This window comes from Streptomyces sp. NPDC088553, from assembly GCF_044752965.1.
GTDB lineage: Bacteria > Actinomycetota > Actinomycetes > Streptomycetales > Streptomycetaceae > Streptomyces.
The window spans coordinates 256,713-268,456 of sequence record NZ_JBIVMG010000003.1 but is presented as its reverse complement, the minus strand read 5'-3'; the positions used below and the strand labels follow the sequence as shown (position 1 = coordinate 268,456).

Genomic DNA, 11,744 nt, shown 5'->3' with positions numbered 1-11,744 from the left:
ACTCTGTTCAAGTCCAAGATCTGATTACTTGGCGTCGCCGCAGGTCAGGGGCATCATGTGCCCCCCTCAGGTCAGCAAACCGTCAGCATGCGTCCGCATGGTGTCCGTGCTTGCTGACCTGCGAACTACAGCGCGGCGCTTGCCTGCCCAGCTCATCGCATCGCCGCCGGACATCGCCGGGGAGGACCTGTTGCTGCGCCGCATGCAGGAACTCCAGCTGGCCCGGGCTGCCATGGGACGCCTGTCAGCCGAGTACCACAGCAGCCCGAGGGACGGTCTGGGGCGCGCGTCGGTGGCCCCGGCCGCGGCACCGCCTCCGTCACGCGCGACCGCGGTCCCCGCGCCCGCGAGGGTCACCGGGGAGCGTCGTCGCGCAGGAGCAGGGCGGCCAGGGCCAGGGCGTTTCCGCGGGGGGAGGCGATGTCGAGGCCGGTGAGCTCGGTGATCCTCGCCAGCCGGTTGTCCACGGTGTTGGGGTGCAGCCCGAGCCGGTGTGCGGTGCTGCGCCGTTCGTGGCGGTGCTCGATGTGGACGCGCAGGGTCTCGATGAGTTCGGGCCGGTCGCCGAGGGGATCGAGGAGGGAGGCGATGCGGTCGCTGCTCTCGTCGTGTCGGGAGAGGTGGTACTCCAGCAGGACGTCGTCCATGCGGTGCACGCCGGCGGGGCGGCCGCAGGCGCGGGCGACCCGGACGATGCCGGTGGCGGTGCGGGCGGCGGCCGGCACGTCCCGGGGGGTGGCGGCGGTGACCGCGGCCACGCGGACATCGTCTCCGCAGACCTGCCGGAGCCGGACGGTCAGTTCCTCGCAGGCACGGATGCCGTCGGTGTCGTCCGGCCGCCGAGGGGCGATCACGTGTCCGCCGTCGGCGCCGAGCAGGGACGCGGCCCCCGCGTCGAAGGTGCGGTCCACGGCGGTCTGGACGCGGCGCGTCCGGCGGCGCTCCGCCACGGCCGAGGCCTCGGGATCCCGCTCGCGCGGAACATACAGGTGGACGACGAGGGTGGGGCCTTCGAGTCCCAGCTCCTCGAAGGCCCGCGCGGGAGGCAGGGAGCCGTCCAGCAGGCCCCGGACGAGGGACCGGTGGTGTTCGCGTCGCTCGGCGAAGAGTGCGGCCTGCTCGTCGAGATAGGTCTCGGCGACGGTTCCGATCACCGCCTCGTGGCCGCGGAGGAGGAGGTCGACGAGTTCCAGGAGCGCGCCCTCCTCGCCGGCGGCGGTCTCCTCCCTGAGCGCCTGCCAGAGCACGTGGACGGCCGTGGAGTGGCTGCGCAGCAGGGTGTGCAGGGGCATCCCCTCGTCGGCGCGCTGGGCGGCCCGTTCCCGGAAGAGGCGGTAGTCCCCGGCGCCATCCCGCCCGTCGCGTACGCGGTGCAGGAAGAGACGCAGCCCGTGCCGGACCGTCGCGGCGACCTCCACGTCCTTCACGTCGGTGGGGAGTTCGCTGTATCCGGGCAGCCGCTCGAACGATTCACGGGCCATGCGGCGGGCGAGCTCGTTGACCCGGCCCTCGCACCGGGCGGCGAGCGCCCGGGCCGCGGGCGACAGAGCGGGACGCGTGTCGTGGGCTTCGGGCGGCGGGGTGCTCGGCACCGGAGGTTCCTCCCGGGCAATGTGACGGATCACAGCGTGTGCCGTGAACGACTGTGAAGGCGACGGATATCCCCTCGTCAGGCTCCGCCGCAGACTCTACAGACATCAGCGGGCCACACGAGGGGCGCGGGACGCTGCCTCCCGGGTGACGTACGAGGAGCCGGAAACTATGACGGAACACAACGCCAGCGGATACATGGAGTACGCGGACCGGGTCTGGCGCGGGGAGGAGTCTCTGCTGGCCCACTTCACCGGAGAGTTCGCCGGCGGCGGACTCGTGCGGGTCGCCGAGCGGACCGGCTTCTTCCCGGCCTTCGCGAACGTAGCGGTGTTCGACACCGGCGACGGCCTGGTGCTGGTCGACTCGGGAGACTTCCGCACGGCGACCCAGCTGCACGACGCGGTGCGCGGCCGCTCACAGGCGCCGGTGACCACTGTGGTGTACACCCACGGCCACGTGGACCACGTCTTCGGCGTGAGCCCCTTCGACCGGGAGGCCACCGACAGCGGCACGGCGCTCCCGGAGGTCGTCGCCCACGAGGCGGTGGCGGCACGCTTCGACCGCTACCGGGAGACGGCCGGCTACAACACCTGGATCAACCGACGCCAGTTCGGCGTACCCTCCCTTAACTGGCCGACGGAGTACCGCTACCCGGACACCACCTACCGCGACCGGCTGACCCTGCGCAGGGGAGAGCTGACCTTCGAGCTGGTGCACGCCCGCGGCGAGACGGACGACCACACCTACGTGTGGATCCCGGAGCTGAAGACCCTGTGCACCGGCGACCTGTTCATCTGGAACTCGCCCAACGCCGGAAACCCGCAGAAGGTGCAGCGCTACCCGGTGGAGTGGGCGGCCGCACTGCGCGCCATGCAGGACCTCGGCGCCGAGGTCCTGCTGCCCGGACACGGCGTGCCGATCCTCGGCGCAGGCCGCATCCGCCAGGCACTCGGCGACACGGCGGAGCTGCTCGAATCACTGTGCACCCAGACCCGGGACCTGATGAACGCGGGCGCGCGCCTCGACGAGGTGCTGCACGGCGTGAAGGTCCCCGCCGGCCTGCTGGAGAAGCCTTACCTGCACCCCGCGTACGACGAGCCGGAGTTCGTCGTGCGGAACCTGTGGCGGCTGTGGGGCGGGTGGTACGACCAGAATCCCGCGAACCTCAAGCCGGCCCCCGAGGCCGCGCTGGCCGTCGAACTCGCCGAGGCCGCCGGCGGGGCGCGGGCGCTGGCGGACCGGGCCGGGCGGCTCCTCTCCCGCGGCGAACTGCGTCTCGCGGCGCACCTGGCAGAGGCCGCCGCGCTGGCCGCACCCGCCGACCCCGACGTGGCCCGGATCCGGGCCGAGGTCTTCACCCGTCGGGCAGCGGCGGAGACCTCGACGATGGCGCGCGGCGTCTTCCACTGGGCCGCCGCGGAATCCGCCGCCGTGGCGGAGGGCACCGACGTCGCCACCGAACTGACCCGCAGCGAGGAAGGGCGGCGACGAGCCGCGGGGGTCATCAGCGTGGGCGTCGTCGACGACGACAGCTGCGGCTGCGCCGCCGCCGTGGACGACAGCGCAGAGCGAGGGGTGTGACCGTGGACGCGGTGACCGCGACGACGCGGGGCGCGAGTCCGACGGCCCCGACGGCAGGTGGCCGGCAGGCATGGACGACCACCTGGCTCCTGCTGGTCTTCATGCTGGTGAACTTCGCCGACAAGGCCGTCCTGGGGCTGGCCGGGCCGGAGATCATGAAGGAGTTCGGACTCACCCGCCAGGAGTTCGGCACGGCCCAGGCCGCGTTCTTCAGCCTCTTCTCGCTGTCCGCGCTGGGCGTCTCCTTCCTGACCCGCAAGGTGCGCACATCGGTGCTGCTCCTGGTGATGGGCGTGCTGTGGGCCGCCGCGCAGCTGCCGATGGTCTGGGGGGCGGCGGGCTTCGCGACGCTGATCGCCACCAGGGTGCTGCTCGGCTTCGCCGAAGGACCCTCGGCCCCGGTCGCGGTCCACCACGTCCACGGTTGGTTCGAGCAGCGTGAGCGCACGCTGCCGACGGCCATCCTCATGGTGGGCGCGGCGGCGGGGGTGGCGGTGGCGGCGCCCACCCTCGGGGCAGTGATCTCCCACTTCGGCTGGCGCTGGGCGTTCGGGGCGGCCGGGCTCGCGGGCCTGCTGTGGGTGGCCGTGTGGAGGGTCAAGGGCAAGGAGGGGCCGCTGGCCCCGCCGGTGGGCCGTGACGCGCGTTCCACGGAGGGGAGCTCGGGGACCGCAGACGTACCGCTGCGCGCCGTCTTCCTCTCCGGCACTTTCATCACGGCGGCACTGGGCGCATTCGCCGCCTATTGGGTGATGAGCGCCAAACTCACCTGGCTGCCGGACTATCTCCAGACCGTGGTGGGCTGGGACCTCGACCGGGCCGCCGCCGCGGTCGGCGGGGGAGCCGTGGCCAACGGCGCGGTCCTCCTGGCGCACGGGTTGCTGGCCCGCCGAGCCGCTCTGCGCGGAACGGGCGGAAGGCTGCCGGCCGGTGCCGGCGCCGGTCTGCTCCTGGTGGCCTCGGCGGGCGCGGTGACCGTGTTCGCCACCGTCGACACGCTGTGGATCAAGGTCCCGATGATGTTCGGCCCGATGGCGGTCGCCCTGGTCATGATCACTGCCGCGCAGACGGCCATCGCCCGCATCACGCCGCCCTCGCAGCGCGGCGTCGTCCTTGGCGCCCTGGTGGCGGTCTTCGCCCTCGGCGGCATCGTCTCGCCCCTGGTCCTCGGCCGGATCGTGGACAGCGCGGCGACGGCAACGGCCGGCTACGAGAACGGCTGGCTCGTCACGGCGGCCCTGCTGCTGGTCACCGGCCTCCTGGCCGCTTGCTTCATGCGCCCGGAACGGGACGCCGAGCGGCTCGGCGTCCCGGAGTCCCCGGGTGCGGCGTCCCCCGTCGTCCACTGAGGGCGCGCCCCGCCGGCTCGGCGCAGACCGCGGTGGGGCGCTGGGGGAGTTCCGGATGCGCCCCGGAGACGAGTATGAAAGTTTATGGCAAAACGTAATAAACGGGTGAGGAGATCGGTGTGCCGGAGTTGACCGTCGAGGAGGCGCGGAGCGCCGCGGCCGAGGGCTGGATCTGGGGATACGCGCTCCTGCAGAACTACCGGACGATGTATCCGCAGGCGGTTGATCAGGACGATCCCCGGTACGTAGGCGGGTTCGGGCGCTTCCGCCACTACTCGGAGCCCTTCACCCCGGCCAACACGGACGTGGTGACCCCGAACAACGACACCCCGTACTCCTGGGCGTGGCTGGACCTGAGGGCGGAGCCCTTTGTGGTGTCGGTTCCGGCCGTGGACCGTTACTACGTCCTGCCGCTGCACGACCTGGACACCTCGTACGTCGGCTACGTCGGCGCCCGTGCGACCGGCTCGGAGGCGGGCGACTACCTGGTCGCCGGGCCCGGCTGGGACGGCGTGGTCCCCGAGGGCATCGCGGGGGTGCTGCGCGCCGAGACCTTCCTCGTCGGGATCCTGGGCCGTACGTATCTGGCCGGCCCCGACGACGTACCGACTCTGCGGGACATCCAGGAGCGGTACCGGCTGCGTCCGCTGTCGGAGTTCACCGGCGCCGACGCGCCGCCGCCGGACGACGAACCGGTGTGGCCCGTCTGGCGGGAGGAGGACCTCGGCACCGTCGAGTTCTTCACCCTGCTGGACTTCCTGCTCCAGTTCTTCCCCGTCCTCGGCGCCGAGCGGGAACTGCGCGGCCGGCTGGCCGCGCTCGGTGTGCGGGGCAGCGGGGAGTTCGAGCCCGCCGCGCTGAAGCCGGAGATCCGCGCCGCGATCCAGCAGGGCATCGAGGACGCCCGTGCCCGCCTGGAGGAGGCGAAGACGGACGCGGCCGACTCCACCCACTGGTTCGGCACCCGCGCCGAGCACGGCACCGACTACCTGACCCGCGCGGTCGGCGTCGACAAGGGCCTCTACGGACTGCCGGCGGCGGAGGCCTGGTACGCGGGCTGGGCCCGGGACGACCAGGGCAACCGGCCGCCGAACGCCGCCACGCACGACCACGTCATTCGTTTCGCCCCCGGGGCGCTGCCGCCGGCACGCTACTTCTGGTCGGCGACGATGTACCGACTGCCCGAGCGGCTCCTCGTCGCCAACGAGATCGATCGCTTCTCCATCGGCGACCGCACACCTGGGCTCGTGTACGACGACGACGGCGGCCTGACCCTGTACGTACGCAAGGACCGTCCGGCCGATCCGAAGCGGGCGGCGAACTGGCTGCCCGCGCCCGACGGCCCCTTCACCATCGCCATCCGCGTGTACGGCCCCGACGCCTCCGTGCTCGACGGCTCCTGGACCCTGCCCGCCCTGAGCGTCGAAACCTGAGAGAGAGCCCCGTCGTGCCCCACCAGACCGGCAACCTGGCCGACCTGGCCGCAGACGCGTACGTCTACGGCTACCCCCTCGTCTTCGACGTATCGATGATCTCCGCCTTCATGCACAAGGGCTTCGGCTCGCTGCCTCCCACCCCCTTCAACCGGTTCGGCCACTCCACGAAACTGGCCACCCCGGACGCCCACTTCGTGTCCGTGAACAACGACACCGTGTACTCGATCGCCCAGGTCGACCTCTCCGGCGGCCCGGTCCTGCTCCATGTCCCGGACACCGCCGGTGCGTACTACGTCCTGCAGTTCGTGGATGTGTGGAGCAACAACTTCGCCTACCTCGGGAAGCGCGCCACCGGGACGGAGGAAGGCGACTGGCTCATCGCTCCGCCCGGTTGGTCCGGCACCGCACCCGACGGGGTGCGCGGGGTGATCGAGGCCCCGACCGCCGTGATCTCCATCGTCGGCCGCAACGCCTGCGACGGCCCTGAGGACATGCCCCGCGTGCAGGCCCTCCAGCAACAGCTCACGCTCACCCCGCTCGACAGGACAACCCACCGGACCGGTCTGCCGACGCCGGATCCCGACGTCCCCGAAGAGCTGCGCTTCTACGAGCAACTGCGCGTGTGGATGGCCGACTTCCCACCCGCCGGCCCCGACCAGGACCACCAGGAACGCTTCCAGCCGCTGTGGCTCCTCGAAGGGGGACACTCGCCGTACGCGAACGCCGAACCCGCCCTCGTCAAGGCCCTCACCGAGGGGCTCGCGACCGGCAAGGCGCGCGTCGAGGCAGCGGCGAATCCGCCCGCCGAAGGGGAACGTCCGCCGGGTGCCTGGGTGATGAACCCGCACCTGTTCGACTACAACCTCGACCACTTCGGCGTCGGATCCCTGGACGCCCCGCAGTGGCGGATCGCCGACCGGGAGGCGTCCTACCTCGTCCGGGCCGGTGCGGCACGCTCCGCGCTGTGGGGCAACCACGGCTACGAAGCGGTGTACGCGCACACCTTCACCGACGCCGACGGCGAGCAGCTGAACGGATCCCGGTCCTACACCCTGCGCTTCGAAGAGCAGCCGCCCGTCGAGTCGTTCTGGTCGGTGACCATGTACGACACCCCCGACTACTACCTCGTCGCCAACCCGGCCGGCCGCTACTCGCTCGGAGACCGCACCCCCGGCCTGGTGTACGGCGAGGACGGCTCCCTCACTGTCGTCATCCAGCGCGAGCGCCCCGAGGACCCGGCCGAGGCGGCGAACTGGCTGCCCGCTCCCGCCGGCGACTTCCGCCCCATGATCCGCCTCTACACGCCCGGCCCGTCCGTCCTCGACGGCACCTACAGGCTGCCGCCCATCACCGCGAGGAAGTGAGGTAGCGATGGGAGACGCCATCGGGGGGATGCTCGCCTCCGCGGTCGGCATCGCCATCAGCCCCCTGCCGCTGATCGCCGTGATCCTCATGCTGGCCACCCCGAAGGGCCGGGGCAACGGCGTGGCCTTCACGGCGGGCTGGGTGGTCTCGCTCGCGGCGCTCGTCACCGTGGTCGTCCTCGCCGGCTCGGGCGGGGACGCCTCGGGCGGCGACGACGGGCCGGCCTCCTGGACGCTGTGGCTGAAGCTGGGCCTTGGCGTGCTGTTCCTGCTCATGGGCGTCAAGCAGTGGAAGGACCGGCCCCGGGAGGGGCGCGCGGCCGAGCCGCCGGGCTGGATGAAGGCGATCGACACCTTCACCCCGGGCAAATCGGCCGGACTCGCCGCCGCGCTCGCCGTCGCCAACCCCAAGAACCTGGTCCTGGCGGTCGGCGGCGCCGTCTCCATCGCCGCCAGTACCGCCTCGGCCGGTGGCAAGACGGTCGCCGCCGTCCTGATGGTGCTGATCGCATCTCTGTGCACCCTGTTGCCGCTCGGTGTCTACTTCCTCGGCGGCGACAAGTCGGTGCAGGTGCTCGGTGAGTGGAAGGCATGGATGGCCGCCCACAACGCGGCCATCATGACCACGGTCCTGATCGTCCTCGGCGCCAAGTACATCGGCGACGCGGTGAGCGGTCTGGCGGGCTGAAGGTGCACGTTCCCGTCCGCCTGCTCCGGCGCCGTCTCGGCCGCCCGAAGCCCGCGGACGTGGGTTCCGGCCTGGTGACGGGGCTCTTCTCGATCCCGGAGGGCATGGCGTACGCGGCGATCGCCGGATTCAACCCGGTCGCCGGCCTGTACGCGGGCGTCGTCCCCGCGATCGTGGGCTCGCTGACCTCCCGTACCGTCCTCATGGTCACGACGCTGACGAGCGCACTCGCGCTGACCTCACAGAGCGTGCTCTCGGACGCCGGCCTTGACCCGAAGGACGCGGGGAACGTCGCCACCCTCACCCTGATGGCGGGCGTGGTGATGCTCCTGATGGGCGTGCTGCGGCTGGGCGCGGTCATGAGCTTCGTCTCCAACGCCGTCATGACGGGCTTCTCCACCGGCATCGCCCTCCAGATCATCACCGGTGTCCTCAAGGACGCCACCGGCTACAAGCCCCAGGGCCACAACCGTCTCCACCAGCTTGTGGACTGGCTCGCCCACATAGGCGCCTGGCAGCTCGCCGCGACCCTGGTGGCCGCCGCCACGATCGCCGTATGGGCGCTGACCCGGCTCGTACGGCGCCTGGAACCGGTCGCCCTGCTCGTCGCCATGGTCGTCGCCTCCGTGGCCGTCGCGGTGCTCGGCACCGACGTCGAGCTCGTCGGCGGGATCGCCCACATCCCCGCCGCGCTGCCGGGCTTCTCCGCACCCGACCTGTCCGCGGTGCCCGCGCTCCTCGGCGGCGCGGTCGCGGTCGCGCTCGTCGGCCTCGCGCAGGCGGCGAGCATCGGGCCGTCCGTGCCGAACCCCGACGGCTCCAAGTCCTCCGTGAACGGCGACTTCGCCGCCCAGGGCCTCGCCAACCTCGCGGGCGGCCTCTTCCAGTCGCTGCCCTCCGGCGGTTCCCTGTCCCGTACCGGCGTCGCCGTCTCGGCCGGCGCCCGCACCCGCTGGGCAGGCGTCCTCTCCGGCGTCCTGCTCGCCCTGATCGTCCTCGTCTGCGCCCCGCTCGCCGAGCACATCCCCATGCCCGTCATCGGCGGCCTGATCCTCGTCGTCGGCGGCGAACTGATCTGGGGCAAGCGCCACGACATCCTCCTGGTGCTCCGCACCTCCCGCCTGTCGTCGGTGGCGATGGTCGTCACCTTCCTGGCCACCACGCAGCTTCCCCTTCAGCAGGCGATCGTCCTCGGCGCCGTCCTCTCACTGCTTCTGTACTGCGTCCAGGCCGCCCATCGCGCCCGCCTCGTCGCCCTCGTCCCCGACGACCGAGGCCGCTGGCACCCCGACGACGTCCCGGCGAGCCTGCCACCCGGGGAGGTCACCGTCCTCTACTACGACGGCGTCGGCTTCTTCGCCGAACTCTCCGGCATCGAGACGTGGCTGCCGCCCACCGACCACGCCCGCGGCGCCGTGCTGATCCTGGTCATGCGGGGCGTCCCCGACGTGCCGTCGTCCACCATGGCCAAGGTCCTGCGCCGCCACGCCCACGACCTCCACCGGGCGGGCGGCAGACTGATCCTCGCCGGTGTGGAACCGGGCCTCGCACATGCACTGGAAGCCGCGGGTCTCGACCGGGACCTGGGCCCCGAGGGCATCGTCCCGGCAGGCGGCGCCCTCTTCGACCCCCTCGACCAGGCCGTGTCCGACGCGCGCGCCTGGATCGCTTCACCGGACCGAGCCCCCGGGCGGGACTGACAGGCGAGCGAGGTGCGCTGAGACAGCTGTGAGCAATTGCCAGGTGCGTAGCCCTCCCGAAGGAGGACACGCCCAGGGTGATTCGGCGGCGGGGCCGCCATCTCCAGAAGTGATCGCGAAGTCGTGCCGGACGAGGAGTCGTCCTGCGAGGACCTGATGCATCGCCAGGAAAGTCAGCATTCGGTCAGCATGAGTCGCCGGGCGTTGTCGGAGACGTGCCTGAAAAGGCGTCGCTGACGACGCGAAAGCCCAGGTAGGGCCCGTATCGCCCCACCGGAGCGATGTTCCTCACAAACATCGTTCGGCGCGTGCCGGTGTACAGTCGAGACCGCCCTTGACCTGCAGAAAGCAGGCAGGGAGCCGTCTTCGAGGAGTCCAAAGTGCTGCGCACTCTGTTCAAGTCCAAGATCTGACTATTTGGCGTCGCCGCAGGTCAGGGGCATCATGTGCCCCCCTCAGGTCAGCAAACGGTCAGCATGCGTCCGCATGGTGTCCGCGCTTGCTGACCTTCGACCGGTAGCACGTGCCTGAGCATGATTCTTGGGCTGGAACGGATGGTTCACCGATGGCCCGACAGCTTGCCCGCGGCATGGGTTCCTTCTTCAAGGACTGTGGCTGCGCCAAGCCCACCCGCTGCCCCCACCCCTACTCGATCCGCTTCCGCGACGCGCTCGGCAAGCAGCGCGAGGAGTCCGGATACGGCACTCAGGACGACGCGATCGAACGCCTCACCCAGCTGTACGCGGAGAAGAAGACCACGGCGCCCTCGGTGGCGGCGGCCCGCCGTGAGCTGGGTCAGCTGACGGTCGAGGAGTATGCGAAGCAGTGGCGGCCGAGGCAGCGCAGGATGACGCACTACTCCACGGGAGAGCACGTCGACAGTTCGATCAACGTCCACATCGTCCCGCGCCTGGGAGCGAGGAAGCTGAACTCGGTCACGCCGATGGTGGTCGAACGGTTCCTGGACGAGATGGAGGGCGACGGGGTTGGCCGGGGGAACCAGGTGAACATCTTCCGGGTCCTGAAGACGATCCTGCGGGACGCGTATGCCAAGGGGGCCATGGCTGACGACCCGGTGAAGGGAGTTCAGGAACCCGAGTACGTGCGCGAACAGGTCGCCATTCCATCCCTCGCCTACGTGAAGAAGGCACTGACGATCGCCGACGAAGACCTGGCGTTGGAGATCGCCATGATGACGGGGTGCGGTCTGCGCAACGGTGAGGCGCGGGCGGTGAACGTCCACAACGTCGTGGCGCAGGACGTGTACCGGGTACGGGAGCAGATCCATTCCAACACGCACAAGCCGGCGAAGCTGAAGCATCGCAAGGCGGGAGAGTTCCGGGAGGTTCCGTTGCCGCGATCGGTCCGGGAGGCGATCGAGCGGTACGAGGAGAAGCACGGCACCTCGAAGGACGGCTACCTGCTGCGCGGCCCTGGTGGGTACTACACGGAGCCGATGGAGCGGCGCCGGGTGAGGAAGCTCTTCGCCGACGTCCCGCCGGAGGAGGGCGTGGGGATGTACGGCTTCCGGCACTACTTCGCTTCGAACGCCCTCGGGAGCGGAATCCCGATCACCGATGTCGCGGAGTGGATGGGGCACAAGTCCATCGAGGAGACGTACCGCACCTACCGGCACCTGATGCCGGGCAGCATCACCAAGGCCGCCCGGATCCTGGACGCAGGCCTCTGGGAAGCCGCCTGATTCTCCTGTTTTCAAGGAACAGTAGGTTCTTCGTGTGCTGGTGGTACACGCCTCGCGTGGCCGCTGACCAGCGGAAACGGGATTCGGCCAAGCGGCAGGTGGCTGGTCCGCGTATGGCCCGGATCTAGGCCGGCCTCGTCCCTAGTCCAGAAGAGCGACCGCCATGCAGAACCATCGCACCGAAGGACGACAGCCGCTCAGCCCTGCCTTCTTATGGCCGTGATGAACCGCGAGTTGTGATCCTTATGCCCCGCTCGCGCGGGGATCACAGGCCGTCCTGGACCGGCTTCGACGCGAACGTCGGGACACCCCCGCTGGCGCGGGGACCACG

8 protein-coding genes are annotated in these 11,744 nt (G+C 70.8%); 7 read left to right on the top strand and 1 reads right to left on the bottom strand.

Annotated features, from left to right (window positions below; genetic code table 11):
• Positions 1-353: 353 nt before the first annotated feature.
• Entirely contained in the window at positions 354-1,592 is a 1,239-nt protein-coding gene (locus ACIP8Z_RS10675; protein WP_402081351.1) for a PucR family transcriptional regulator, read from the bottom strand.
• Between the two features lie 169 nt (positions 1,593-1,761).
• Between ACIP8Z_RS10675 and ACIP8Z_RS10670 the strand changes: the two genes are divergently transcribed.
• From ACIP8Z_RS10670 to ACIP8Z_RS10640, 7 genes are all read left to right on the top strand, one after another.
• Positions 1,762-3,174, top strand: coding sequence for an alkyl sulfatase dimerization domain-containing protein (locus tag ACIP8Z_RS10670; RefSeq protein ID WP_402081348.1), 1,413 nt, complete (start codon positions 1,762-1,764; stop codon positions 3,172-3,174).
• An 11-nt stretch (positions 3,175-3,185) separates the two neighbouring features.
• The gene (locus ACIP8Z_RS10665) at positions 3,186-4,523 is read left to right on the top strand and encodes an MFS transporter (RefSeq protein ID WP_402081345.1); all 1,338 of its coding nucleotides are present in this window, start codon (positions 3,186-3,188) and stop codon (positions 4,521-4,523) included.
• 119 nt (positions 4,524-4,642) lie between these two features.
• Entirely contained in the window at positions 4,643-5,956 is a 1,314-nt protein-coding gene (locus tag ACIP8Z_RS10660; RefSeq protein ID WP_402081343.1) for a DUF1254 domain-containing protein, read from the top strand.
• Between the two features lie 14 nt (positions 5,957-5,970).
• Positions 5,971-7,323 (top strand): DUF1254 domain-containing protein, encoded by a 1,353-nt coding sequence (locus tag ACIP8Z_RS10655; RefSeq protein WP_402081341.1) that lies wholly within the window; start codon positions 5,971-5,973, stop codon positions 7,321-7,323.
• A 7-nt stretch (positions 7,324-7,330) separates the two neighbouring features.
• Positions 7,331-8,011, top strand: coding sequence for a GAP family protein (locus ACIP8Z_RS10650; protein WP_402081338.1), 681 nt, complete (start codon positions 7,331-7,333; stop codon positions 8,009-8,011).
• A 2-nt stretch (positions 8,012-8,013) separates the two neighbouring features.
• Entirely contained in the window at positions 8,014-9,711 is a 1,698-nt protein-coding gene (locus ACIP8Z_RS10645; protein ID WP_402081336.1) for a SulP family inorganic anion transporter, read from the top strand.
• 565 nt (positions 9,712-10,276) lie between these two features.
• Positions 10,277-11,413: a tyrosine-type recombinase/integrase gene (locus ACIP8Z_RS10640; RefSeq protein ID WP_402081334.1), complete on the top strand. Its 1,137-nt coding sequence runs from the start codon at positions 10,277-10,279 to the stop codon at positions 11,411-11,413.
• Positions 11,414-11,744: the final 331 nt, after the last annotated feature.

Excerpts from the sequence above, each read along its gene's own strand:
- ACIP8Z_RS10640 (WP_402081334.1), top strand. The coding sequence starts at position 10,277 with ATGGCCCGACAGCTTGCCCGCGGCATGGGTTCCTTCTTCAAGGACTGT.
- ACIP8Z_RS10650 (WP_402081338.1), top strand. The coding sequence starts at position 7,331 with ATGGGAGACGCCATCGGGGGGATGCTCGCCTCCGCGGTCGGCATCGCC.
- ACIP8Z_RS10670 (WP_402081348.1), top strand. The coding sequence starts at position 1,762 with ATGACGGAACACAACGCCAGCGGATACATGGAGTACGCGGACCGGGTC.